The organism is Variovorax sp. V35 (genome assembly GCF_041154465.1).
GTDB classification, from domain to species: domain Bacteria; phylum Pseudomonadota; class Gammaproteobacteria; order Burkholderiales; family Burkholderiaceae_C; genus Variovorax; species Variovorax boronicumulans.
Window position 1 is genome coordinate 1 of the sequence record NZ_AP028666.1, and the last position, 25,353, is coordinate 25,353.

A 25,353-nucleotide genomic window follows, 5' to 3' on the forward strand; every position below is an offset into this window, starting at 1 on the left:
ATGTCGACTGACGGCATCGGCGAAAGCCTGTGGCAGGCCTGCGTCGACCAGCTCGCGCAGGAGCTGTCCGAGCAGCAGTTCAACACCTGGATCAAACCCCTCACCGCGCAGGTCGCCGACGACCTTTCGCGCATGACGGTGTTCGTCGCCAACCGCTTCAAGCTCGATTGGATCCGTGCTCAGTACGCGGGCAAGATCGCGGCCATGGCCGAGAAGATGTACGGCCAGCCGGTCACCATCGAGTTAGCGCTCGCTCCGCGAGAAACCCCCGTCCGCGTTGCGCCCATGGCCATCATGGCCGAAACGGATGTGCCGCGCGACGTGGCCGGCCCGGGCGAGGAACCGGCCGCCGCCGGCTTCAAGAACCGGCTCAATTCGGGGCTCACGTTCGACACCCTGGTCGAGGGCACGGCCAACCGCATGGCGCGCGCCGCGGCCATGCACGTGGCCGGCATGCCGGGGCACCTGTACAACCCGCTTTTCATCTACGGCGGCGTCGGCCTGGGCAAGACCCACCTGATGCACGCTGTGGGTAACCGGCTGCTGGCCGACCGGCCCGATTCCAAAGTTCTCTACATCCACGCCGAGCAGTTCGTGTCGGATGTGGTCAAGGCCTATCAGCGCAAGACTTTCGATGAGTTCAAGGAGCGCTACCACTCGCTCGATCTGCTGCTGATCGACGACGTGCAGTTCTTCGCCAACAAGGACCGCACGCAGGAAGAGTTCTTCAACGCCTTCGAGGCCCTGCTGGCCAAGAAGTCGCACATCGTGATGACCAGCGACACCTACCCCAAGGGGCTGGCCGACATCCACGAGCGGCTGGTGTCGCGCTTCGATTCGGGCCTCACGGTGGCGATCGAGCCGCCCGAGCTCGAAATGCGCGTGGCGATCCTGATCAACAAGGCCCGCGTCGAAGGCACCGAAATGCCCGAAGAAGTCGCCTTCTTCGTGGCCAAGAACGTGCGCTCCAACGTGCGCGAGCTCGAAGGCGCCCTGCGCAAGATCCTGGCGTACTCGCGCTTCAACCAGAAGGAGATCTCGATCGCCCTGGCGCGCGAGGCGCTGCGCGACCTGCTGTCGATCCAGAATCGGCAGATCTCGGTCGAAAATATCCAGAAGACGGTGGCCGACTACTACAAGATCAAGGTCGCCGACATGTACAGCAAGAAACGCCCGGCCAGCATTGCGCGGCCGCGGCAGATCGCGATGTACCTGGCCAAGGAGCTCACGCAGAAGAGCCTGCCGGAAATCGGCGAGCTGTTCGGCGGTCGCGACCACACGACGGTGCTCCACGCAGTGCGCAAGATTTCGGGCGAGCGCCAGCAGCTCACCGAACTCAACCAGCAGCTGCACGTCCTCGAACAGACCCTCAAAGGCTGAAGCCGAATGTCATCAAGAACGCCCCTCGCGACAGCGGAGAATGGCGTCCTGAAAGCTGATTCAAAGAGATAAGAGAAGAGGAAGAAGACATGATCGTTTTGAAGGCAACCCAAGACAAAGTTCTTGCCGCGCTGCAGTCGGTGGCCGGCATCGTGGAGCGGCGTCACACCCTGCCGATCCTGGCCAATGTGCTGATCCGCAAGACCGGCGGCCAGTTGCAGCTGACCACCAGCGACCTCGAGATCCAGATCCGCACCACCGCCGAGCTCGGTGGCGACGAAGGCAACTTCACGACCACCATCGGCGCGCGCAAGCTGATCGACATCCTGCGCACCATGCCGGCCGACCAGACCGTGAGCCTCGAGTCGAGCGCGAGCAAGCTCGTGCTCAAGGGCGGCAAGAGCCGCTTCACGCTGCAGTCGCTGCCCGCCGAGGATTTCCCGCTGGTGCAGGAAGCCGCCAATTTCGGCCCCGTGTTCAGCGTGCCGCAAAAGACGCTGAAAGACCTGCTCTCGCAGGTCTCGTTCGCGATGGCCGTGCACGACATCCGCTACTACCTGAACGGCATCCTGTTCGTGGCCGAAGGCAAGCAGCTGAGCCTGGTGGCCACCGACGGCCACCGCCTGGCGTTCTCCTCGGCCATGCTCGACGTCGAAGTGCCCCGCCAGGAAGTGATCCTGCCGCGCAAGACCGTGCTCGAAATGCAGCGCCTCCTGTCGGACGCCGAAGGCGCCATCGAGATGCAGTTCGCGAACAACCAGGCCAAGTTCAGCTTCGGCGGCATGGAGTTCGTCACCAAGCTGGTCGAGGGCAAGTTCCCCGACTACAACCGCGTGATTCCGAAGAACCACAAGAACACCGTCACGCTCGGCCGCGCGCCGCTCCTGGCCAGCCTGCAGCGCACCGCCATCCTGACCAGCGAGAAGTTCAAGGGCGTGCGCCTGAACATCGAGCCGGGCACGCTGCGCATCGCATCGAACAACGCCGAGCAGGAAGAAGCCCAGGACGAGCTCGACATCGACTACGGCGGCGACAGCATCGAGATCGGCTTCAACGTCACCTACCTGATCGACGCGCTGTCGAACATGGACCAGGACATGGTCAAGCTGGACCTGGCCGACTCCAACAGCTCGGCCTTGTTAACCATCCCCGAGAACGCATCTTTCAAGTACGTCGTGATGCCGATGCGCATCTAGACCCTGGAAAACACAGCGCCTTGCGCACACGACCCGCGGCCCCCCGCGGGTTTGCGCTTTCAAGAGGCGGCGAATTGAGCTTTTGAGAGCCCGAAAAATCACGGGAAACCCGTGAGAGACAGAGGAATATCCGAATGAGTGCAGAAGAGAACAAGCCCGACGTGCCGCACACCGAGCCGGTCTATACCCCCGAAATCCAGATCGTGGCGCCCGAAGGCGTCCCCGCCGACTCCAGCTACGGCGAAGGTGCGATCACGATCCTCGAAGGTCTGGAAGCCGTGCGCAAGCGCCCGGGCATGTACATCGGCGACACCTCCGACGGCACGGGCCTGCACCACCTCGTGTTCGAAGTGGTGGACAACTCCATCGACGAAGCGCTCGCGGGCCATTGCGACGACATCGTCGTCACGATCCACTCCGACAATTCGATCTCCGTCACCGACAACGGCCGCGGCATCCCGACCGGCGTGAAGATGGACGACAAGCACGAGCCCAAGCGCTCGGCCGCTGAAATCGCGCTCACCGAACTGCACGCCGGCGGCAAGTTCAACCAGAACAGCTACAAGGTCTCGGGCGGCCTGCACGGCGTGGGCGTCTCCTGCGTGAACGCGCTGAGCGTGAAGCTGCGCCTGATCGTGCGCCGCGAAGGCAAGATCCACGAGCTCGAATTCAGCCGCGGCTTCGTGCAGAACCGCCTGCTCGAAACCGTGAACGGCTTCGAAGTCTCGCCCATGAAGGTCATCGGCGACACCGACAAGCGCGGCACCGAAGTGCACTTCCTGCCCGACACGGAAATCTTCAAGGAAAACAACGATTTCCACTACGAGATCCTGAGCAAGCGCCTGCGCGAGCTGAGCTTCCTGAACAACGGCGTGCGCATCCGCCTGCTCGACGAGCGCACCGGCAAGGAAGACGACTTCTCCGGCGCCGGCGGCGTGCGCGGCTTCGTGGAGTTCATCAACAAGGGCAAGACCGTCCTGCACCCGAACTCGTTCTACGCCGCGGGCGAGAAGCCGGCCGACACCTACGGCGGCATCCCCGGCACCCACATCGGCGTCGAAGTGGCGATGCAGTGGAACAGCGGCTACAACGAGCAGGTGCTGTGTTTCACCAACAACATCCCCCAGCGTGACGGCGGCACCCACCTCACGGGCCTGCGCGCCGCGATGACCCGCGTCATCAACAAGTACATCGAAGAGAACGAATTCGCGAAAAAGGCGAAGGTCGAAGTCACCGGCGACGACATGCGCGAAGGTCTGTGCTGCGTGCTGAGCGTGAAGGTGCCCGAGCCCAAGTTCTCCAGCCAGACCAAGGACAAGCTGGTGTCCAGCGAAGTGCGCGCGCCGGTGGAAGACATCGTCGGGCGCCTGCTCACCGACTACCTGCAGGAACGCCCGAACGACGCCAAGATCATCTGCGGCAAGATCGTCGAAGCCGCGCGCGCCCGCGAAGCCGCCCGCAAGGCCCGCGAAATGACGCGCCGCAAGGGCGTGCTGGACGGCATGGGCCTGCCCGGCAAGCTGGCCGACTGCCAGGAAAAGGACCCCGCCCTGTGCGAGGTCTACCTGGTGGAGGGTGACTCCGCCGGCGGCTCCGCCAAGCAGGGCCGCGACCGGAAGTTCCAGGCCATCCTGCCGCTGCGCGGCAAGATCCTGAACGTCGAGAAAGCGCGTTACGAGAAGCTGCTCACCAGCAACGAAATTCTCACGATGATCACCGCGCTCGGTACCGGCATCGGCCGTGCCGGCGCGACCACGGCGGGCGGCGGCGCGGACGACTTCAACGTCGCCAAGCTGCGTTACCACCGCATCATCATCATGACCGACGCCGACGTGGACGGCGCCCACATCCGCACGCTGTTGCTCACCTTCTTCTACCGGCAGATGCCCGAGCTGGTCGAGCGCGGCCACATCTACATCGCGCAGCCGCCGCTGTACAAGGTGAAGGTCGGCAAGGAAGAGCAGTACCTCAAGGACGGCCCCGCGCTCGACGCCTTCCTGCTCAAGGTCGCACTGAAGGACGCGAGCATCGAAACCGGCGGCGCCGCCTCGACCACGCTGTCGGGCGACACCCTGGCCGAGCTGGCGCGCAAGCACCAGGTGGCCGAGGCCGTGATTGCGCGCCTGCGCAACTTCATGGACGCCGAAGCCCTGCGCGCCATCGCCGACGGCGTGGCGCTCGACCTCGACACGCCGGCCGCCGCCGAGGCCTCGGCCGTGGCCCTGCAGGCCAAGCTGCGCGAGCTCAACACGACCGGCGTGCCGGCCGAGGTGAGCAGCGAGTTCGACGCTCGCACCGACAAGCCGCTGCTGCGCATCAGCCGCCGCCACCACGGCAACATCAAGTCCAGCGTGATCTCGCAGGACTTCGTGCACGGCGCCGACTACGACGCGCTGGCGCAGGCTGCCAACACCTTCCGCGGCCTGCTGAGCGCCGAAGGCGCGCTGGTCAAGCGCGGCGAGGGCGAACGCGGCAAGGAAGAAAAGGTCGACGACTTCCGCCAGGCCATGAAGTGGCTGATCGGCGAAGCCGAACGCGCCACCTCGCGCCAGCGCTACAAGGGTCTGGGCGAGATGAACCCCGAGCAGCTGTGGGAAACCACCATGGACCCGACCGTGCGCCGCCTGCTGCGCGTGCAGATCGACGACGCGATCGAAGCCGACCGCGTGTTCACGATGCTGATGGGCGACGAGGTGGAACCGCGCCGCGAGTTCATCGAGCAGAACGCGCTGCGCGCGGCGAACATCGACGTCTGATCGATCGATGGCGCGGCACCGGCGGTGTCGCGCTGTTCACCAAAGGGGGCGCCTGCAAGCGCCCTTTTTTTTTGCCTCCTCCTACTGCTTGCGCTGCACGAACAGGTTGCGCTTCGCGTCCTCCGGGTACGCGAAGCTGATCTGCCCGTTGCGCACCACGCCCATCACCAGCATGTTGGGCGACAGCGCGTCCTTGTCGTTTTCCGAGAACGACTTGTCGTAGGTCGTGACCACGCCGTAGTAGGGCCGCTTGGGCTGCTCGAGCGCGGCCTTGATGAACGGGCCTTCGAGCTTGCCGCTGGGCACGTTGAACATCGCGTGGGCCAGCAGGTAGGTGGCGTCGTAGGCCTGCGCGGCGGCCATCGGCACCGGGATGCGCTTGGTGTTGAATTTGCGCGCGTAGTTGGAGAGAAACGACGAGCGGCGTTCGTTGCTCGGCTCGGCGATGAAGCTCTGCGCCATCAGCGCGCCTTCGGACGCTTCGCGGGCGCCCTCGATGAAGGATGGGAAGGACAGCGTCCAGGCGCCGACCTGCGGCACCTTCCAGCCAATGGCCTGCCGGCTGCGTGCGATCACGGCGTTCTCGGGGCCCACGGTGTAGCTGAAGATGACGTCCGCGCCGGCCGCCTTGGCCTCCGACAGCTCCTTCGTCAGGTCTTTCACCCCAAGCGGAAATCTCCCCACGTACACGGGCTTGAGGTGCTTGGCCGCCAGCGCCTTCTCGACATCCTTGGCGCCCGCCTCGCCGTAGCCGGTGCTGTCGTGCAACACGGCGACCCGTTTCCAGCCGCGCGCCAGCAGGTCGTCGACCACGAAAGGGGCCTGGATGCTGTCCTTGGGCGAGGTGCGAAACACATAGCTCGTGGCCGGCGGATAGGTCGACGTCAATGGCGAGCCGGTGGCGCAGGGCACGATCAACGGCAATTTCGCGTCATTGAAAACCGCCAATGAATTCATCGCCACGCCGGTGTTGCAGAAGCCGATGGTGGCGACCACTTTTTCATTGACGAGGGCCTGGGATTGCGAACGGCCGGTGTCCGGATTGGCTTGGTCGTCCTTGATCACCAGTTCGAGCGAGCGGCCCAGATACCCGCCCACGGCATTGATTTCGTCCACGGCCATCTTCACGCCGTTGAGCATGGGCAGGCCGAAATCGGCCGACGGCCCGGTGAAAGGGCCGATGACGCCGATGCGGATCGGCACCGGCTGCTCTGCGCTTGCCTGGATGGCCAGTCCCAAACCCATCAGCAAAAAAACGAATCGGCGATTTGAATGAAGCATTTGGTTTGCGCGCTTTGAAAGGAAGCGCCGAGCCTAATTTCTTTGCGCGCCCGCCAATAGCTAGGGAATGCCCAGTCAATTGCGCACCAATTCCGTCTTTTGTTGCCAATTCAGCACAGGCCGCGGGGCCGGCGACGGACCGAAAAGCGCTCGTTCGCGGCGCGCCCGCGAGCCCCGTCTCAGGGTTTCCGATGAAAGACTCCCGAAAAGCGGGACCGGCGCCCGTCACACGGGCGTCACCAGCTATGAAAACAATAGCATTCACCTGCGCAACGCAGAAGCTTCCTCGTAAACGCTATATCTAGCCCGACTCTTGCTAAGCAAAATTCCTGACGGATTTCCTGTCACGCAAGATCGAGGACACACAGAGCAATGAACCCCAAGCGTTTCCAACAGCCCGTGGCTGCACTGGTTCTGGGCGGCGCATCGATCGCCGCGGCCTTCCTCGTGGCCGTGTCGCCGGCCCATGCGTTCTCGAACCCGCCGATCCAAGTCGCGCAGGGCATCGAATACATGTGCGGCGGCGCCGCCAAGGGCGAAGCCGCCTTCCTGGAAATGGTGGCGCCCCGTTGGGCCGCGACCATCGACTTGCGCGTGAACGACGGCAAGGGCGCGCAGCAGGCGGGTTTCCCGGCCAAGGCGTCGATCCAGGTGCGCCAGAAGTACACGGGCCAGACGGTGATGCAAGTGCAGACCCAGGCGCCCTACATGCTCGCGCGACTCGAACCGGGCGCCTATGACGTCGACGTGACGCTGGGCGGGCTCACGCTCACGCAGCAACTGGTCGTGATCGCCGGCATTCCGGCGCGCGCCTCGTTCGTCTGGCCGTCGAACTTCGACATGGCCTCGGTCGCGCCACCGTTGCCCCAGGCGCTGGCACAAACCGCCGCGCGCTGACCCGACGCGGGCCGCTGCGGCCCGCGCGCAGTTAAGTCTTCCTTAAGTCGTGCCCGGCACAGTGCCTTCCTGCGTGGCGTGTCGCCACCACCGCCCGGAAAGGAAGGCTCCGATGTCTCTCACCACCAACCCCCTGTTTCTGTTCTCGCACGCCCGGCCCGTGGCTGCGGCGGCCGGCGCCGCCTTGCTGGTGCTGCTCGGCGGCGCGCTCTCGGCGCAGCCGGCCCAGGCCGCGATGAACCCGCCGATCCTCATGGCGCACGGCGTCGAGTACATGAGCGGCGGCATCGGCCAGGACGAGGCGCAGCTGATGGAAACCGTGTCGCCGCGCTGGCCCGCGAGCTTCGAATTCGCGATCAAGGACGGCCGCCGCGCCGATTTCGCGGCCGGCGTGCACGTCACCGTGCGCGACAGCCACGGCACGGCGCTGCTCGACAACGTGGTCTCGGGCGGACCGTTCATGGTGGCGCGGCTTGAGCCGGGCCGCTACGAAGTGGAGGCTCGCATCGGCGGCCAGACGCTGAAGCAAACGCTGCTGGTGTCGCCCGGTGCGCCGGCCAAGGCGCTCTTCGAATGGCCGGCGGGCACCGACATGGCATCGGCCGGCACGCGCACGGTGCGGTAAGCGCGGCGGCGCCGCGTCGCAGCCGACACCGAAACGTCACGCCCGAGGCGCCATAACGCCCGCTATCCGGTTGCCCTGCGCTATAGAAAAAATAGCGACCCAGGCAGCTTTCGACGCCTTGAATGCGCGGCATGCGCCTTGCAGATGACGTGTCCCGGGCAATGCCCGCGTCCCCCCAGTCCTCATGCCGATCCGTCCCCTGAGCGTCCTGACCGCGCTGCTGCACGTCTACATCGCGCTGCGCCTGCTGCCTGCGCTGGCGTCGCTCACGCCTGCGTGGCCGTTGGCGCTCGTGCTGCTGGCGGTGTCGGCGGTCACGATGCCGCTGCCCTTCGTGTCGCGCAGCCACCGCGCCGACCGCAAGGCGAAGCCCGCGGGCGAGACGCTGCACTGGATCGGCCTGATCAGCATGGGCTGGTTCTCCTCGCTGTTCGTGCTCACGCTGGTGCGCGACCTCGGCCTGCTGCTGGCCTGGCTGGCCAGCGCTATCGGCGGCCTGCAGGTGCCCTGGGACCGGGTGACGCCCTGGAGCGCGCTGTCGGTGCTGGCGCTGGCCACGGGCGTGTCGCTGGTCGGCTTCGTCAACGCGCGCCGCACGGCCGGCGTGAAGCAGGTCGACGTGCCCATTCGCGGCCTGCCCGCGGCGCTGGCCGGCTTCACGATCGCCCAGCTCAGCGACATCCACGTGGGCCCGACGATCCGCAACGGCTACATCCAGCGCATCGTCGACGCGGTGAACCGGCTCGGCGCCGACGCCATCGCGATCACCGGCGACCTGGTGGACGGCAGCGTGCCCGAGCTGCGCGAGCACATCGCGCCGCTGGCAGGGCTGCGCGCACGCCACGGCACCTTCGTGGTCACGGGCAACCACGAGTACTACGCGGGCGCGCACGCCTGGATCGACGAGCTGCGCCGCCTCGGCCTGAAGGTGCTGCTGAACGAGCACGTGGTGCTGCAGACGCGCAACGTGCGCGGCGCGCAGACCGACGAAGAGCTGTTCGAAAGCGCGCTGGTGCTGGCCGGCGTGACCGATTTCACCGCCGGCCACTTCGACGCCGCGCACGCGAGCGACCCGCACCTGGCGCTGTACGACGCGCCGCCGCTGGTGCACACGCGCGTGCTGCTGGCGCACCAGCCGCGCAGCGCGCCGGTGGCGGCCGCGGCCGGCTACCAGCTGCAGCTGTCGGGCCACACGCACGGCGGCCAGTTCTTCCCGTGGAACCTGTTCGTGCCGATGCAGCAGCCGTTCACGGCCGGCCTGCACAAGCTGCACGACATGTGGATCTACGTGAGCCGGGGCACCGGCTACTGGGGGCCGCCGAAGCGTTTCGGCGCGCCATCGGAAATCACGCTGGTGACGCTGGTCCCGGCGCCACCCTGAAACGCAGCGGCGTCAGGCCTGCAGTTCGGCCAGCAGTCGCCGCGCGTTCGACGTGGCGGCCGCGTGGATCGGCTTCAGGCCTTCGCGCGCAATGCGCACCGCCACCCCCGTGAGCTGACCCGCCGTGCTGGCACCGCGCGCCGTGGCCTGCACGAGCGCGTCGCCATGCGTGGCCGCCTGGGCCGGCGTGAAGCTGCCGGCCAGCGAGAAGAGCGCCGTGGCGCCCTGCAGCCATTGCTGCCATGCGCGCTGGGCCAGCGAGGCCTGGCTGCTGTGCCACTGCCGGGCCATCGCCAGGCCCGACTCGCTCGCCGCGGCGAGCTTTTCGTGGCCCATCAACTGGAACTCCGCGAGATCGGCGGCGCTGGGCGTGAGCCCGGCTTTCGCCATGCGCTCGGTGCGCATGCGGATCACCGTGCCGGACGACAGCAGGGTCTCGTGGGTCTTGAGGGCCAGGTCGACCCATTGCATCAGCGGGCTGGCCACGCGGGCGGTGGTACTGAAGGACGACATGGGAAGAGGGCACGTAGGGGAACAGAGGGCCACTATAGGCCTGCAAAGTGAAAATTGTTGCAGCGCAACAATTCCTGACCGTCATTTCACCGATCGATTGCTTTCTGCGGGCAATATTTAACGTTTGTTGTGGTTGTTGCCGGCATCTGCGCGCAAGCGCCGTGCACGCGCCTCGGTGACGAGGTAGGCGACCAGCGCCACGGCCAGCGGCAGCAGGTAGTACAGCGCGCGGTAAGCCAGCAGCGCCCCCAGCAGCCGGGTGCTGGGCACCTCGTGCGCCAGCAGTGCGACGAACACGGCCTCCAGCACGCCGAGCCCCGCCGGCACGTGCGTGACCACGCCCGCCACGGCCGCGACCAGCAGCACCGCGAGCACCTGCGGATATCCGACCTCGCCCTGCAGCAGCACCCAGATCACGCCGCCGATGAGCGACCAGTTGACGCACGACATCGCCAGCTGCAGCAAGGCCATCGGCAAGCTCGGCGTGCGCAGCGCATGGCCGCGCACGCGCCAGACGTGGCCATCGGAGAACGCGCACAGCGCCAGGTAGGCCAGCGACACCATGAGCAGCACCGCGCCGAGCATGCGCAGGCCGCCGCCGTCGATCTTCCAGTCGGGCGGCAGCGCCATCGGCCAGAAGCAGAACGCCGCACCCGCCACCACGAGGTAGCCGAGCCAGTTGGTCAGCATGCTGAAGCCCAGCACGCGCGTGATGGTCTCGTTGCCCAGCCCCAGGCGCGAATACAGCCGGTAGCGGAAGGCCACGCCGCCCACCAGCGAGCCGAAGTTGAGGTTGAAGGCGTAGCTGATGAAGGTCACGCCGACCACGGTGCCCGCGCCGAGCCGGTGCTTTGTGAGGTGGCGCCCCAGCAGGTCGTAGGTGCTGTAGAGCCCGAAGCTGGCGGCGGCCAGCGCGCCGGCCGCGAGCAGCGTGGGCGCCGGCAATGCGCGCAGCGCGGCGAACACCTCGGCCCAGTCGATGGTGCGCGCCTGCTTCAGCAGCAGCCAGGCGATGGCACCGAAGAAGGCCCAGATCGCCACGCGCCGCGCCCACGGCCACCAGGGCCGGTGCGTGAGGGCGAGGGACGCGCTCATGCCGTCTCCGTGCGCGCCGTGCCCTCGTCGCCGCGCTTCTTCTGCTGCGCCATGAGGTCGGTCGCCTCGGCCGGCGTCAGGCGCGGTGCGTGGCGCGGCAGGCGGTTCAGCCACGACGGGTACCAGCGCAAGAAGTGAAAGACGAAGAAGCTGCGCACCAGCCGCCAGCCGCTCCATTCGCTGGCCAGATCGTGCGTGCCGATCTGCTTGCAGCTGTGCTGCATGAGATGGTCCATGCGCTCCCACAGCACCTTGTTGAACGCGGTGTCGCGCACCACCACGTTGGCCTCGAGGTTGAGCGAGAGGCTCAGCGGGTCGAGGTTGCTCGAGCCCACAGTGCTCCAGCGGTCGTCCATGAGCGCGACCTTGCCGTGCAGCGGGCGGTCGCAGTACTCGTAGATGCGCACGCCCGCGTGCAGCAGGTGGTGGTACAGCATGCCGGCGGCCGTCTTCACGATGGGCATGTCGGGCTCGCCCTGCAGGATGAGCCGCACATCGACGCCGCGCCGTGCCGCGCGCCGCAGCTCCTTGATGAGCCGGTAGCCCGGAAAGAAATACGCGTTGGCGATCACGATGCGCTCGCGCGCGGCGCGGATCGCGGCGCGGTAGTGGCGCTCGATGTCGTTGGTGTGGCGGCGGTTGTCGCGCGTGACGAAGATCGCGTCGGCCTCGCCCGCCGCGGCCTGCAGCTGCGACACGGGCGGTGCCTGTTTCAGCCGTCGCCGGAACCAGCCCACGCCCTTGCCGCCGACTGCAATCGCGCGCAGCACGAACTGGTGGATCTCCGCCACGATCGGCCCGGCCAGCTCGACCGCGTAGTCCTGCTTGGCCTTGGGGCCGAAGTCGAGCAGGTGGTCGGCCGAGTAGTTGATGCCGCCCACGAAGGCGCGCTCGCCGTCCACCACCACGATCTTGCGGTGCATGCGGCGGAACACGTTGAGCCGCTGGCCCAGGAAGCGCTGGCCCGGGTCGAACACGCGCACCTTGACGCCGGCCGTGGCCAGGCTTTCGAGGTACTCGTGAGAGAGGTCGGGCGAGCCAAATCCGTCGATCATCAGGTCGACCTTCACGCCGCGCTGCGCCGCCGCGCGCATGGCCGCATGCAACGCCAGGCCCACCTTGTCCTCGAACAGGATGAAGGTCTCGATGATCACTTCGCGCCGCGCCGCGCCGATGGCTTCGAACACGCGCGGAAAGAATTCCTCGCCGTTCTCCAGCAGGTCGATGCGATTGCCGCCGGTCCAGTGGCCGGCGCGCTCGGTGGTGTCGCGCATGGGGGCCTCGCTGCTCACAGGTCGATGTCCGCCACCAGCGGGGCATGGTCCGACAGATGCGACCAGGGCCGGCGCGGCAGCACCACGGGCGCGTGCGCGCCCGCGTTGCGCACGTAGATGCGGTCCAGCGGCAGCAGCGGCAGGCGCGCCGGAAAGGTGCGCGCGGCGCGGCCGTGAGCATGCACGAACACTTCGCGCAGCGACGCGCCTTCGGCCAGCACGTCGTGCGCGCGGGCGCGCCAGTCGTTGAAGTCGCCCGCCACGATCAGCGGCGCATCGGCCGGTACTTCGTCGCGCACGATGTGGCACAGCAGCTCCAGCTGCTGCTGGCGGTGCGTCTCGGCCAGCCCGAGGTGCGCGCAGATCGCATGCACGTCGACCGTGCGCCCGGGCAGGCGCAGCACGCAGTGCAGCAGGCCGCGCTTCTCGGGGCCGCTCACCGACACGTCGTGGTTGCGGAAATGCACGATCGGAAACTTCGACAACACGGCGTTGCCGTGGTGCCCCTTCGGATACACCGCGTTGCGCCCGTAGGCGAACTGCGGCCACATGGTGTCGGCCAGGAATTCGTAGTGCGGCGCCTCGGGCCAGTTGTTCACGGTGCGCGAATGGCGCGCGTGCGTGCCCATCACCTCCTGCAGGAACACCACGTCGGCGCCCACCGTGCGCACCGCGTCGCGCAGCTCCGGAAGGATGAAGCGGCGGTTCAGCGCCGTGAAGCCCTTGTGGGTGTTCACGGTCATGACCTTGAGCGAGGCCGGTGCGGCGGCGACAGCGGCCTCGGGCAGCGGGGAAGTGATGGGGGAGGACATCGGTGTTCCCGTTGTACGTGGCCGCGCCCGCGCCGACTGTAGGAACGCGCCACCTTCTTCGCGTGCCTTTCACGCAAGGGCGGCGGGCTCCTACAGGCAGGCCTGCCGCACCCCCACACAGCGCCCGAAACGAGGCTCCTACGGTGGTTTCAAAGCCGATGCCGACGCGCTCGTGCTTTGTGCCTTTTTCCATCTGCAAAGGAGCTTTCCATGATGACCACCCTGCAACGCCTGACGATCCCCACCGCGCTGCTCGCCGCCCTGCTGGGCGCGGGCGTCGCCCAGGCCCAGAAACCGGCGCCCGTCGAACCGATGGCGGGCGACAGCTCGATGCCCGTCTCGCGCGAAGCCGTGAAGGCCGAGGCCCGCGCGCAGAACCGCAACAACGCCAACAGCGTGGTACCCAAGGGCGAGGCCAGCACCACCGTGAACCACCAGCCCAACGCGATGCCGTCGCCCACCGGCGAGCGTTCGCGCGCCGAGGTGCGCGCCGAGACGCAGCACGTGAAGCCGCGCTTCGGCCAGCCGGGTGAACGCCCGGCGGTGCCGACCAACCCGACCGAGAAGACGGGCACGCCGCAGTAACGTTGACTGCGCGCGCCCACGAAAAAGCCCGCGATGCTTCACGCATCGCGGGCTTTTTTCCTGCCCTTTCCTGGAGGCCGGCTCCCTTCAGCCGGCCACCTGGTCAGCCTCAGCTCTTGGCAGGGGCTGCACCGTGGTGGCCTTCATGCCCACCGCGATGGAAGCGATGGCCGTGGCCCGCGAACTTCGCGGTCTCGGCGTCGAAGGTCTTCTGCTGCTCGGGCGTCAGCGCGGCGTAGAAGGTCTTGGTCGCTTCGGCGCGCTTGGCGAACCGGGCGCTGCGCTCGGCCTGGCGGGCCTGCATGTGCTCCAGGCGCTGCGGCGTGGTCAGCTTGGCGAACTCGGCGCGGTCCATGCGCTGCGGGCGGGCGGCACCGGCCGGCGGCTGGCTGGCCTCGGTGAAGCTGCTCCACGCGCCTTCCTGGGCGCTGGTGAGCTTGAGCTTGTCCTTCAGCGCGGCCAGGCGCTTGGCACGGTGCTCCTTCATGCGCTCCATGCGCTGGGCCGGGTCCATGCGCTTGTGCTGCGCCTTGGGTGCGGCGGTGGCATCGGCGGGGGCCGTGGCGGCCGTGGGTGCAGCGGTCGACGGCGTGGTGGCGGCCGGCGCCTGAGCGAAGGCACCCGAAGAGGCGAGGGCGGCCGAACCCAGCAGGCTGGCCCAGACGATGCGTTGGCGAAGAGAGATCATGAGAGTCGCTTCCTTTCGAAGAAGTCCGCCACCAAAGGGCAGCGGGTGAGACGAAGTGTGGAGCGCCTCTGTAACGCGTCCGTGAGCCGAACGTGAGCGTGCGTAAAGAAGCATGAACCGCAGCGCGGGCCTGCCGCCTGCAGCGTGACTTATTTGGGCCGGGGCGCCTTCAACCCGCGGTCGGGCACCTGCAGCTTGCCGGCGCGCAGCGCGGCCACCGCGAGCACCACGGCGCGCGCGACGTTGCGCACCTCTTCCTGCACGTCGGCATCGGCATCCAGCGCCTCGTGGCTGGTGGCGTAGGGCGCGTAGTAGCCGATGTAGCGATCGAGCCGCGCCTGCGCGCCGGCGTCGACCAGGCCCATCCAGTCGAGCCAGTCCGTGAGGTTGCGGCGCAGGCCCTCGGGGCCGGCCACGTCGCCATGCACCACCACGCCGTAGACGCGGCCTTCCAGGTGCTTGGGGTAGCCCCAGCTCCAGCGCCTTGGCCTCGTCGGGCTTCTTGCCGTGCGTGCTGGTGGGGTCGGGGTTGCCGCCATCGGCGCACACGAGGCGGTCGATCATGAGCTTCAGCGGGCTCGCGGCCTGGTACCAGTGCGTGGGCGTGAGCACGATCACGCCGTGGGCGGCCACCCAGCGTTCGTAGATCTCGTTCATCCAGTCGCCGGTCTGGCGCAGCGCGTGGTTGGGGTAGCAGCTGCAGGGCCAGTGGCACAGCGGCATCGCGGTCGAGACGCAGCCCTTGCACGGGTGGATGTGGCGGCCGTAGTCCGAGGTGAGCCGGCTCAGGTCGAGCACGTCGACCTCGATGCCGCCGCCTTCGAGCACCTCGCGCGCGCACTGCGTGAGGCGCCAGGTCTTGGAGATTTCGCCGGGGCAGGTGCCGTCGTTGCGCGGCGAGCCGTTGACGAGCAGCACGCGCGAGCGCGTCTCGGGCCGGCCCCAGGCGTCCTGCGCCGCGTCGATGCGCGCGCGGGCGTCGAGCCAATCGACCGAGAGTTCGTAGTCGGGGTCGGCATAACCGGGCCCGGCGCGGCGCGTGACGGGCGCCTTGCGGCCTTCGTCGTAGGCTTTCCAGGCGATGTCTTCCAGGCGCCGCAACGCCTCGGACTCGGCCCGGAACGCCGGGTCGTGGAAGCTCTGCATGAAGCGGTCGTGGAACTCGGCGCGCTGCAGCATCGGCGGCGCCTGTCCCTTGCGTATCGTGGGAGGCATGACCGCAATCTAGGCCGCGCACCGGCCGGCGCGAACCGCACGCGACGCCGACTTGCGGTAGGCGAGCGACTACAGAGGCTTCGGGCTCAGCCCAGCTTGCCGTTCTGGAAGTCGTGCACCGCCTGCTTGATCTGCTCGGGCGTGTTCATCACGAAGGGCCCGTACTGCGCGATGGGCTCGTTCAGCGGACGGCCCGCGATGAGCAGCGCGCGCGCCGGGCTGTGGTTGCTGGCGCCGGCGCGCAGCACGGTGCCGTCGCTGCCGGGGTCGTTCGCCAGGATGGCCATGCGCCGCGTCGGCACCTCGCTGCCCGCGATCCACAGCGATTCGCGGAACACGTAGACCAGCGCGTTGTGGTCAGGCGGCAGCGGCTGCGCGAACTCGGCGCCGGGCGGCAGCGTGATGTCCAGGTACAGCGGGTGGGTGTGCGCGCGCTGCTCCGCGCCCACGACGCCGTGGCTGGTGCCGGCGATCACGCGCACATGCGCGCCGCCGGCGGTCGTGAACTCGGGGATCTCGCTGCTGCGGATGTCGCGGTACCAGGGCTCGCGCATCTTGTCCTTGGCGGGCAGGTTGAGCCACAGCTGGAAGCCTTCCATCAGGCCTTCTTCCTGCTCGGGCAGCTCGCTGTGCACGAGGCCGCGGCCGGCCGTCATCCATTGCACGCCGCCGTTCTCGAGCAGGCCTTCGTGGCCCGCGCTGTCGCGGTGGCGCATGCGCCCGGCGATCATGTAGGTGACCGTCTCGAAGCCCCGGTGCGGGTGGTTCGGAAAGCCGCCGATGTAGTCGCCCGGGTTGTCGCTGCCGAAGGCATCGAGCATCAGGTAGGGGTCGAGCCGCTTCTGCAGCGGCTGCTGCAGCACGCGGGTGAGTTTGACGCCGTCGCCGTCACTGGTGGAAACACCGGCCACGATGTGGTCGATGCCGCGCGGGGTGGCGACGGGATCGGTGGGGTGGTGGTGGGCGTGGACGTTCGTCATGCCGCCCATGGTGGCACCAAAGCCCCGACCGCGCCACCGGTGGGGGTGCCCGCCGCCCGGAGCCGTTCAGCTCAGCGCGGCCACTGCTGGCGCTGCCAATAGCAGTACTGCCAGCGCGTCTCGAAGCCCGCGCGGCGGTACAGCGCCAGCGCCGGCTGGTTCTGCGCATCGACCTGCAGGAACACCCGTTCGACGCCGCGTGCCAGCGCCGCCTGCGCCAGGCCGGCGAACACGCGCCCGGCCAGGCCGCGCCCGCGCTGCGACTGTTCGGTGCGCATGCCGTGCACGCTGGCCCAGCCGTGGCCGAAGGCCATGGCGCCGGCCGCCACGGTGGCGCCGTTTTCGCGCACGCTGGCAAAGAGCGAGCCCGTGGCGCGCGACAGCGAACGCACGCGGTGCACGCCGTCGACCGGGTCGAAGCCTTCGCCCAGGAACAGCGCGGCCCAGTCCGGATCGGGCGTCGCGTCGACGTCGGCCAGCCGCGCGTCCGCCGCGACGAGGTCGCGCATGCGCCGCGCCGAGCCGGTCTGCACGCAGGTCGGGCTGTCGGCCATGTAGTGCCGGCGCGCGAGTTCGGCGCGCAGCGTGTCGAAGCAGGCGGCGTCGGCCAGCCGCAGCGCGGGCGCGACCTGGCGGCTGTCATACCGGTCCTCGATGCGGTCGAGCGTGGCGGCCTCGACCGGGTCACGGTGCAGCGGCACGGCCGAGCGGGCGCGCTTGACGGTGCCGCGGTCGAAGGGCAGCAGCCAGCCGTCGAGTTCCTCGCAGGCCTCGGGGGCCACCGCGGCAACGGTGGCGCGTTCGATGGCCTCGATGTCGGGCGGGGCCACGTTCATCGTCACTGCACGGCCTCCGGTGGCGCGTACTTGGCGGCGGCCACGCTCTTGAGCAGGGCCTCGCGCTGGTTGCGGCTGATGCCGCGCACGCTCTCGGCCACCCACTTGGTGCGGTCGGCATCGATGTGGCCGTCGCGCCGCCATTGCTCGAGCACGGCCTGCGGCTTGTGCAGCATGGCCGCGAGCCAGACCGCCTGCGCCGGTTCGAGCGTGCGCGCGCTGCGCTTGAAGTAGCGCCGCGCCGCAGCCTCGCCGCCACAGAGGTTGCCGCCCCACGGGGCGTTGTCGAGGTACAGCTGCAGGATGCGGGCCTTGCCCAGCGTCTGCTCCATCTCGACCGCATAGAGCAGCTCGCGCAGCTTGCGCTCGGCCGTGCGGTCGCTGCCGGTGACCAGCAGCTTGGCCAGCTGCTGCGTGAGCGTGCTGCCGCCGCGCCGGGTCTGGCCGGGCTTCTGGTTGTGGTCGATCGAGGCGAGGATTTCGGTCAGGTCGTAGCCGGCGTGGCTGAAGAAGCGCTGGTCTTCCGCCGCGATGACGGCGCGCGCCAGCCAGCTGTCGTTGGCCAGCTTGGCCGACGGGCCGCAGCTGGTGCGCGCGCCCAGCATGGCCTCGGTGCCCAGCCCTTCGACCGTGAACTGGCCGATGGTCGGCTGCACCGCGAAGGTGGCATCGGGCAGCAGCAGCTGCGCCTGCAGCGCCAGCGTGCCGCCGATGCGGGCGCGCTGCAGCTCGGGCAGGGCCGGCACCAGCACGGCATACCAGCGGGCGATGGGCGCGTCCTGCACGCGAACGTCGAGCTGCAGGTTCTTCGGCGCGAGGCGGCCGGTCCAGGTGCCCTGCAGCAGGGCGTTGCTGTCGGCCGCCTGGGGCGTGGCCTCGAAGGTGCCGGCCAGCGTGTTACCGTCGCGCCGCACGGTGGCCACCAGCCGCTCGACCTTGATCGGCTGCGTGCCCAGCGCCGGCACGTCGGCACTGCACGGCGCGCAGCGCATCTGCTGCTGGCCGGTTTTCTCGTCCCAGGTGAAATGCACGGTGCCGAAGCGGGTGTCCAGCGCGTGGCCGTTCAGCCGCGGCGCGAACCAGGACGAGGTCGCCAGGCGCACCGCGGTGGGCACGCCGATCTCGAACGAGAGCGGGCCGGCCTTCACCGTGGTGCTCCATTCGCCCGCCGCCGGCGCAAGGGCGATCTTGGCGATCAGGAAGATGGCCACCAGGGCGGTCAGGACGAGGGCCAGCAGCCCGAAAAGCACGAATCGCAGGGTCTTCTTCACAAACACGTTCTCATCACATCGGTCTTGCCACGGTGACAGCTTGCCACGGACCGTGCGACTGGCCGCTGGCCGCCGCCCAGTACCAAGCCGAAGTGTCGGTGAAAGCCGTGCCTTGGGCATCGACGATGCGCTCGCAGACGCGGAAATTTGCCGTACCGTGCCGTTGCGCCACAAAACAGCGCCACATCCGCGCCTGCGCGTCGCGTTCCAGCCGCGCCTGCTCGATGCGGTAGCCCAGCGCGCGGTAGCAGTCGGCGGCCGGATGCAGCATGCGCGTGGGCCGGTTCACGGCGCGCATCACCAGCGTCTGGTGGCCGTCGGTCATGCGGCCGATGGCGCCCGGGAAGCGATCGGCAAAGCGCTGCTCCACCTCGCTCAGCGCCAGCGGGCGCAGCGGCACGCCGTCCCACTGGCTGGGCCATTCGTGGGAACCCACGGCGTCGGCCTCTTCAGCGGGCGCGCGCAGCGCCGCGGCGGCCGACCAGAGCACGCACAGCAGCATCGCCAGCGCGAAGGCGCTCTTGTGGCCCACGCGGTTGATGAAATGGTTGGCGAACCAGCGCTCAACGAACGGTATCGACACGGCGGCCTCCTTCGGCGGTGATCAGGCCCGGCAGCGGGCGGTCGAGTTCGATGCGCGGTGCGGCGCGCGCCGGCACCATCAGGCGCGCGATGGCGCCGCACACCACGGCCAGCAGCACCAGCCCCAGCGCGTTGTGCGCCCAGGGCGCGAGCGCATGGCCGGCGCCTTCGCAGGCGATCAGCACGCTGTTGCGCACGATGTTGCCGGCCAGCACCAGCAGGCCGACGGCCGGCAGGCGGCGCAGGAAGGCGCGGTCGCCGCGCCGCGCCCACAGCGCGACCGCGCAGGCCGTGAAATAGCCCAGCCACACCATCTGCACGCCCGAGCAGGGCGCGTCGACGATCACCAGGCGCCCGTCGACCACCAGCGTCGCGCCTTCGCGCGCCACCTCGAAGCCCGGCGCGAGCAGCCAGCGGCTGGCTTCGGCCGTCACCACGCGCAGCGGGTAACCGGCATAGAACTGCAGCGACGACAGCAGCGGCAGCGCCAGCACCGACAGCCCGGCCACCGGCAACGCCGCCACGCCGCGCGGCAAAAAGGCCAGCAGCCCGGCCGCGAGCGACAGCACCGCCACCAGGCCCGAGACCAGCGGCGGCAGCGCGGGCAAGCCACCGAGCCCCGTGCGCAGCAGCGTGGCGAGCACGGTGCCCGCGCCGGCCAGCGCCAGCCAGCCCAGGCGCGGCGAGGCGCGCAGCTCGCGCCGGCACTGCCAGGCGAGCGCGGCCAGGGCGACCAGCGCCACGAGCCCCAACGGATCGTCGGAACCGTCCTGCAGGCGGCGCGCCATCCAGGCCCAGGTGGGCGCGAGCGCGGCGCACTGCAGCGCGAGCCAGCCGAAGGCCGGCGTGCGGTCGATGCGGATGGCCCAGTCCACGACGCGCGGATGGTGGTGGGCCAGGGTTGCCAGAGACATGGTCGTGCGTCCTGTGTTCAAGCCGTGAAACGACGGGGGTCGTTGCGGCGCGCGCGGCGGCGCAGCATGGCCAGCATCGACAGCACCACGGCGATCGCGCCCAGCGTTTCCGGTTCCGGCGTGCTCGGCACCTCGGCGCCCAGTGCCAGGTCGCTCACGCCCTGGGGCATCGGCAGCGGCTGGTTCACGTCCACGCTGTGCTGCGGCGCGACGTTGCGCACCACCTTGTCCACCGCGATGAAGCTGGTGTACTGCGTGAGCAGGCTGTACTTCAGGCCCAACTCGGTGATGCGGTCCTTGAAGGCGGCGCTGCCCTCGAGCGCTTCCTGGTCGCTCAGGCTCTGGATGCGGTGGCGTGCCCACAGCGTGCGCAGCGCGGCGGTGTCCTGGCGCGTCTGCGGCGTGATGCGCACTTCCTCGCGGTACGGGCCGGTGGCGGCCTGGCCTTCGATGATCACGCGGCCCTTGGGTTCGCCACGCCACTTGCCGAACACGATCACCGGGCGCTCGCCCAGCACGTCGGGCAGCGCCTGCGGCTCCACGTCGTACACGTCCAGGCCGCCGAAGGTGGCCTTCACGTTCGTGAGCACGGGCGACTCCACCATGCGGCGAAAGCGCGCGGCCTGCTCGGGTGCCTGCACCGGGTCGGTGATGATGAAGGGCTCGCCCATGCCGGCGCGTGCAATGCCTTCCATGAGGCTGCGGTTCACCGACGAGCCGATGCCGAAGGCGAACACGTTGGCCTTCGACAGGTTGTTGCGCACCAGCTCGAAGGCTTCGCGCTCGACCGTCACGTAGCCGTCGGTCACCACCACCACGGTGCGCGACACGTTCGCGGCCTTGGGCTCGGCGTACACGCGCTTGAGCGCGGGGATCAGCTCGGTGCTGCCGCTGCCGCTGTAGTTCTTGATCGTGGCGAGCGCCTGCTCGATGTTGGCGCGCGTGGCCGGCACCGACTGCGGCGACAGCATCTTGTTGCTGCCCGAGAACAGCAGCACGTTGAAGGTGTCGCTGGGGCGCAGGCCGCCGATCAGGCGTTCGAGCACGGTCTTGGCGGTATCGAGCGGAAAGCCGTGCATCGAGCCCGAGATGTCGACCACGAAGATGTAGTCGCGCGGCGAGATGGCGCTGGCGGTCACGGCCTTGGGTGGCTCGACCATGGCGAGGAAGAAGTTCTCGGCGTTCTCTCCCTGGCCCTTGTAGAGCATGAGGCCCGACTCGATCTTTTCACCGGCCAGGCGGTAGTCGAGCACGAAGTCGCGGTTGTCGGCGGGGCGGCCGTCGGCGCTCAGCGTGATGTCGGCGTGCTGGTCTTCGTCGCGCTTCTTCACGTCGATGGTGTGCGTGGCGGAGCGGATTTCCTTCAGGCCCATCGGCGTGTCGATGCTCGCCGTGAGCTTGAAGCTGGTGCTGGGTGCCACGCCGGCGCGCAGCGTGGGCTGCGCCGGCCATGCGGCCTTGGCGTTCTCCGACTGCGGCGAGTTGTAGCGCGGCCCGACCACGGTCGGGAACACGAACTGGTAGTTGCCCGACTGCGGCACCAGCAGTTCGGTGTAGCGCAGCTCGACCTTCACGTCGTCGCCCGGCAGGATGTTGGCGACGTTCATCTGGAACACGTTGGGCAGGTGCTGCTCGAGCAGTGCGGCGGTCTTGCCTTCCTTCTTGGCGGTGTCGTATTCGATCTTGGCCTGCTGCTTCTCGCGGATCTGCGCCGTGATGAGCCGGTCGGCCAGGCGCACGTTCAAGCCGCTCACCGCCGCCTTGGTGGAACCGGGGAACACGTACTTCGCCTCGATGGCGCGCTGGCCTTCGTTGCGGTAGGTCTGCGTGACCGTGACATCGGCGATCACGCCCGAAATCTTGACCGAGACCTCGGTGCCCTTCAGCGGCAGGCGGTCGACCGAGGGGTCATCGCTCTTGACGAAGAAATACGGGCTCTCGGTCTTCAGGCGCGGACCGGCGGGCGCTTCCTGCGCGTGGACCGGGCGGGCGCCCATGGCGATGAAACCCACGGTGGCCAGGCTCACGGTGGCGAGCCAGAGCCAACGGCCGGGGCGTGGGGTGGTGGGGGTGTCCATGGCGGGTGTCCTTCTGCGTGCGAACTTGCACGGCCCTCACTGTCGTGAGCGTGCGAGAAGGCAGTTGGAAGGCGCGTTGAAGTCGCAACCCCCGCAGGCGCCGCTGTGTGAAGTCTGTGTGAAGTGCGCGGCGCCGCGGCTTCATACGGCCTTCGGATCGGCCGGAGAGCATCGGCGCCTCATCACGACAAAACCCGGAAAAGAGGGGAGAAACCCATGCTTCAACTGTTGAAGGCCCTGCAGGCTTCGGTGCTGGTCAAGGTGGCCGGCCTGTTCTTCCTGCTGCTGGTGCTGTGCATTCCGCTGGCGCGGATCGACGACCTGAACCACGCCCGCGGCGAAAGCCAGCAGGAGGCCGCGCGCGAACTGGCCGAGTCCTATGCCGGGCCGCAGGCCATGGTCGGCCCGCTGCTGCTGGTGCCGTACGTGGAGCGCTGGATGGAGCCGCTGCGCGACGCGCAGGGCAAGGTGATCGGCCAGGCCCCGCAGAGCAAGGAGATGGTGCACGCCGTGTTCCCCGACAAGCTGCACATCGAGGGCGACATGGCGCCGCAGGAGCGCTACCGCGGCATCTTCCGCATTCCGTTCTACACGCTCACGGCCGCGCTCGGCGGCGGCTTCGCGGGCTTCGACCCGCAGGCCGTGCCGCACAGCGAGAGCGGCTCGTCGATCGAGTTCCGCCCGCCGTTCGTCGCCTTCCACGTGAGCGACCTGCGCGGCCTGGACGGCTCGCCCGCGCTCACCGTCAACGGCGAGGCGCTGCGCTTTCGCCAGCGCGTGCCCGGCCTGCCCGACAACGCCACGTACGCCGACGGCATCCACGCGCCGCTCACGGGCGCCGCGCTCGCGGCCTGGCAGACGGGCAAGCCGCTGGCCTTCGACATGAAGCTCTCGCTGGTGGGCCAGGACACGCTCTCGATGGTGCCGATCGCCGAGGAAACCACCGCGCACCTGCGTTCGCCGTGGGCGCACCCCAGCTTCGGCGGGCGCTTCCTGGCCACGCAGCGCGAGGTGACGCCGCAGGGCTTCGACGCGCACTGGCGCGTGTCCTCGCTCGTGACCACGGCGCGCGAGCAGGTGCGCGCCGGCCTGTGGGGCGGCGAAGGCGATGCCGCGCAGAACGCCGCGGCGGCCGTCGTGCGGACGGCGCCCTCGGCGTCCATGTCGCGCCATGCCTCGGGCCCGCTGCAGACCTTCGACGTCTCGCTCGCACAGCCCGTCAACGTGTATTCGATGAGCACGCGGGCCGGCAAGTACGGCGCGCTCTTCATCGGCCTGGTGCTGATGGCAGCCTTCATGTTCGAGCTGTTCCGCAAGCTGCGCCTGCACCCGGTGCAGTACGGGCTGGTGGGCCTGTCGATCGCGCTGTTCTTCCTGCTGCTGCTCGCGCTGTCGGAGAAGTTCGCCTTCTGGATGGCTTACGCGGGCGCGGCCGGTGCCAGCGTGGCGCTGCTGGCCGTGTACTTCAGCGCGGTGCTCGAAGGCTGGCGCCGCGGCCTGTCGTTCGCCGCTTTCGTGGCGCTGCTGTACGGCGCGCTCTACGGCCTGCTGGCCTCGGAAAGCAATGCGCTGCTGCTGGGCGCGCTGCTGATCTTCGGCATGCTGGCCACGCTGATGCTCGTGACGCGCAAGGTCGACTGGTATGCGCTGTCGCGTCGCAGCGAACCCGCCCCGGCCACCCCGGTGGCCACGGTGGACGCATGAGACTGCTGCGCGCCATCCCCGGCGTGCTCGGCTGGCTGCTGCTGGCCGTGCTGTGCGCCTGGGCCTGGCACCTGAAGGACCCGCACCTGCGCTTTCTGCGCGAGGAGGAGCTGCCGCTGCTGCTCGCCGCGCTGTGCGCCGCCGCCGCGATCGCCTGGCGCAGCGCGCGCGGCGCACGCCGAGTCGTGGCGCTGGCCCTGACGGTGGGTGCGACGCTGACGGCGCTGGGCCACGAGCTGGCCTCGCGCCAGCACCGGCTGGAAGTGAATCCGGCCTCGGGCCCGGTGGCGCAGGCACTGGGCGCGCGCTTCATCGTCGGCTACGACGACGCGAACGACCTGCGCGAGCTGGCCCGCCGGGGCCTGATCGGCGGCATCTTCGTCACCGGCCGCAACGTGAAGGGCCGCAGCGCCGACACCCTGCGCGCGGAAATCGCCAGCCTGCAGGCGCTGCGGCTCGCGGCCGGCCTGCCGCCGCTGGTGGTGGCGACCGACCAGGAGGGCGGCGGCGTCTCGCGCCTGTCGCCGATGGTGCCCCGCCAGCCGGCACTCGCCAGCCTGCTGGAGGCCGACGTGCCCGCACACGAACTGTTGCAACGTGCCCGCGCCTACGGCGCGCAGCAGGGCGGGGCGCTCGCCGCGCTGGGCATCACGCTCAACTTCAGCCCGGTGGTCGACCTGCGTCCCGGCCGCGCCCCGGGCCGCTGGGACCTGCACACCCGCATCGAGGAACGCGCCATTTCGAGCGACCCCGACGTCACCGCGCAGGTGGCGCTCGCTTACGAGCAAGGCCTTGAATCGGCTGGCGTGCGCGGCACGCTCAAGCACTTTCCCGGCCTGGCCGGCGTGACCGAGGACACGCACCACATGGGTGCCGAACTGCGCACGCCCGTGGCCCGGCTGGCCGCGCACGACTGGAAGCCGTTTCAAGACGTGTCGAAACATTCGGATGCCGCGATCATGCTCGGCCATGTCATCCTTCGGGAACTCGACGCGGACGCGCCGGTCTCTTTCTCACGCAAAATCGTGCGGCAGGTGATTCGAGGCGAATGGGGCTTTCAGGGCCTGCTCGTCACCGACGACCTCACGATGGGCGGGGCCTACAACCGAGGTCTTTGCAACGCCACGCTGGGCGCACTCGACGCCGGGGTGGACCTGCTGCTCATCGCCTACGACCACGACAAGTATTTCGATGCCATGCACTGCGCGCTGGAAGGCGTGCGGCGCGGCGCGCTCGATCCCCGGGTGACGGAACGCCCGCGCGCGCCACGGCTCCAACCTCTTCGCTAGC

The 25,353-nt window shown here is 68.8% G+C and carries 21 protein-coding genes and 1 pseudogene; 9 read left to right on the top strand and 13 right to left on the bottom strand.

Annotated features, from left to right (window positions below; translation table 11 throughout):
* The 3 genes from dnaA to gyrB all read left to right on the top strand — a co-directional run bounded on the left by dnaA (position 1) and on the right by gyrB (position 5,332).
* Entirely contained in the window at positions 1–1,380 is a 1,380-nt protein-coding gene (dnaA, locus tag ACAM42_RS00005; protein WP_062480418.1) for a chromosomal replication initiator protein DnaA, read from the top strand.
* Between the two features lie 89 nt (positions 1,381–1,469).
* Positions 1,470–2,576 (top strand): DNA polymerase III subunit beta, encoded by a 1,107-nt coding sequence (gene dnaN / locus ACAM42_RS00010; protein ID WP_056574900.1) that lies wholly within the window; start codon positions 1,470–1,472, stop codon positions 2,574–2,576.
* A gap of 134 nt (positions 2,577–2,710) precedes the next feature.
* Positions 2,711–5,332: a DNA topoisomerase (ATP-hydrolyzing) subunit B gene (gene gyrB / locus ACAM42_RS00015; protein ID WP_062480420.1), complete on the top strand. Its 2,622-nt coding sequence runs from the start codon at positions 2,711–2,713 to the stop codon at positions 5,330–5,332.
* Positions 5,333–5,413: 81 nt separating this feature from the next.
* Here gyrB and ACAM42_RS00020 read toward each other — a convergent pair whose 3' ends face one another.
* Positions 5,414–6,577, bottom strand: a complete 1,164-nt coding sequence (locus ACAM42_RS00020; RefSeq protein WP_369630740.1) for an ABC transporter substrate-binding protein — start codon at positions 6,575–6,577, stop codon at positions 5,414–5,416.
* A 408-nt stretch (positions 6,578–6,985) separates the two neighbouring features.
* Here ACAM42_RS00020 and ACAM42_RS00025 point away from each other — a divergent pair, with 408 nt between their 5' ends.
* The 3 genes from ACAM42_RS00025 to ACAM42_RS00035 all read left to right on the top strand — a co-directional run bounded on the left by ACAM42_RS00025 (position 6,986) and on the right by ACAM42_RS00035 (position 9,516).
* Positions 6,986–7,510 carry a hypothetical protein gene (locus ACAM42_RS00025; protein WP_369630741.1) on the top strand — a complete coding sequence of 175 codons (525 nt, stop codon included), beginning with the start codon at positions 6,986–6,988 and terminating at the stop codon, positions 7,508–7,510.
* 112 nt (positions 7,511–7,622) lie between these two features.
* Positions 7,623–8,135 carry a hypothetical protein gene (locus tag ACAM42_RS00030; RefSeq protein ID WP_369630742.1) on the top strand — a complete coding sequence of 171 codons (513 nt, stop codon included), beginning with the start codon at positions 7,623–7,625 and terminating at the stop codon, positions 8,133–8,135.
* 184 nt (positions 8,136–8,319) lie between these two features.
* Positions 8,320–9,516, top strand: a complete 1,197-nt coding sequence (locus ACAM42_RS00035; RefSeq protein ID WP_369630743.1) for a metallophosphoesterase — start codon at positions 8,320–8,322, stop codon at positions 9,514–9,516.
* A 12-nt stretch (positions 9,517–9,528) separates the two neighbouring features.
* Here the strand turns inward: ACAM42_RS00035 and ACAM42_RS00040 are convergent, their stop codons facing one another.
* The 4 genes from ACAM42_RS00040 to ACAM42_RS00055 all read right to left on the bottom strand — a co-directional run bounded on the left by ACAM42_RS00040 (position 9,529) and on the right by ACAM42_RS00055 (position 13,210).
* A complete protein-coding gene (locus ACAM42_RS00040) occupies positions 9,529–10,029 on the bottom strand; it encodes a polyhydroxyalkanoate granule-associated phasin (RefSeq protein ID WP_369630744.1) in 501 nt (166 codons plus the stop codon).
* Positions 10,030–10,146: 117 nt separating this feature from the next.
* Positions 10,147–11,124 (bottom strand): lysylphosphatidylglycerol synthase domain-containing protein, encoded by a 978-nt coding sequence (locus ACAM42_RS00045; protein ID WP_139702962.1) that lies wholly within the window; start codon positions 11,122–11,124, stop codon positions 10,147–10,149.
* Positions 11,121–12,398 (bottom strand): cardiolipin synthase ClsB, encoded by a 1,278-nt coding sequence (clsB, locus tag ACAM42_RS00050; protein ID WP_369630745.1) that lies wholly within the window; start codon positions 12,396–12,398, stop codon positions 11,121–11,123. The genes ACAM42_RS00045 and clsB overlap by 4 nt, the downstream gene beginning before the upstream one ends.
* A gap of 14 nt (positions 12,399–12,412) precedes the next feature.
* On the bottom strand, positions 12,413–13,210 hold the full coding sequence (locus ACAM42_RS00055) for an endonuclease/exonuclease/phosphatase family protein (protein ID WP_369630746.1): 798 nt from the start codon (positions 13,208–13,210) through the stop codon (positions 12,413–12,415).
* Between the two features lie 210 nt (positions 13,211–13,420).
* Between ACAM42_RS00055 and ACAM42_RS00060 the strand changes: the two genes are divergently transcribed.
* Positions 13,421–13,795 carry a serine/threonine protein kinase gene (locus ACAM42_RS00060; protein WP_240531255.1) on the top strand — a complete coding sequence of 125 codons (375 nt, stop codon included), beginning with the start codon at positions 13,421–13,423 and terminating at the stop codon, positions 13,793–13,795.
* A 109-nt stretch (positions 13,796–13,904) separates the two neighbouring features.
* On the opposite strand, the gene ACAM42_RS00065 is transcribed toward ACAM42_RS00060, so the two are convergent.
* The 8 genes and pseudogenes from ACAM42_RS00065 to ACAM42_RS00100 all read right to left on the bottom strand — a co-directional run bounded on the left by ACAM42_RS00065 (position 13,905) and on the right by ACAM42_RS00100 (position 22,359).
* Positions 13,905–14,483, bottom strand: coding sequence for a Spy/CpxP family protein refolding chaperone (locus ACAM42_RS00065; protein WP_369630747.1), 579 nt, complete (start codon positions 14,481–14,483; stop codon positions 13,905–13,907).
* Between the two features lie 149 nt (positions 14,484–14,632).
* Positions 14,633–15,698 (bottom strand): annotated as a pseudogene (locus ACAM42_RS00070) (flavodoxin family protein).
* A gap of 86 nt (positions 15,699–15,784) precedes the next feature.
* Positions 15,785–16,678 (bottom strand): pirin family protein, encoded by an 894-nt coding sequence (locus tag ACAM42_RS00075; protein ID WP_369630748.1) that lies wholly within the window; start codon positions 16,676–16,678, stop codon positions 15,785–15,787.
* 71 nt (positions 16,679–16,749) lie between these two features.
* Entirely contained in the window at positions 16,750–17,514 is a 765-nt protein-coding gene (locus tag ACAM42_RS00080) for a GNAT family N-acetyltransferase (RefSeq protein ID WP_369632833.1), read from the bottom strand.
* Positions 17,515–17,516: 2 nt separating this feature from the next.
* On the bottom strand, positions 17,517–18,785 hold the full coding sequence (locus tag ACAM42_RS00085; RefSeq protein ID WP_369630749.1) for a biosynthetic peptidoglycan transglycosylase: 1,269 nt from the start codon (positions 18,783–18,785) through the stop codon (positions 17,517–17,519).
* A 13-nt stretch (positions 18,786–18,798) separates the two neighbouring features.
* Entirely contained in the window at positions 18,799–19,368 is a 570-nt protein-coding gene (locus ACAM42_RS00090; protein WP_307582464.1) for a hypothetical protein, read from the bottom strand.
* Positions 19,349–20,281: an exosortase Q gene (xrtQ, locus tag ACAM42_RS00095; RefSeq protein WP_369630750.1), complete on the bottom strand. Its 933-nt coding sequence runs from the start codon at positions 20,279–20,281 to the stop codon at positions 19,349–19,351. Before xrtQ ends, ACAM42_RS00090 begins: the two co-directional genes overlap by 20 nt.
* A gap of 17 nt (positions 20,282–20,298) precedes the next feature.
* Positions 20,299–22,359, bottom strand: coding sequence for a VIT domain-containing protein (locus ACAM42_RS00100; protein WP_369630751.1), 2,061 nt, complete (start codon positions 22,357–22,359; stop codon positions 20,299–20,301).
* Positions 22,360–22,575: 216 nt separating this feature from the next.
* On the opposite strand from ACAM42_RS00100, the gene creD reads away from it, so the two are divergent.
* Together creD and ACAM42_RS00110 are read left to right on the top strand one after the other, a co-directional pair.
* Entirely contained in the window at positions 22,576–24,063 is a 1,488-nt protein-coding gene (gene creD, locus ACAM42_RS00105) for a cell envelope integrity protein CreD (protein ID WP_369630752.1), read from the top strand.
* Positions 24,060–25,352, top strand: coding sequence for a glycoside hydrolase family 3 N-terminal domain-containing protein (locus ACAM42_RS00110; RefSeq protein WP_369630753.1), 1,293 nt, complete (start codon positions 24,060–24,062; stop codon positions 25,350–25,352). Before creD ends, ACAM42_RS00110 begins: the two co-directional genes overlap by 4 nt.
* Position 25,353 lies beyond the last annotated feature (1 nt).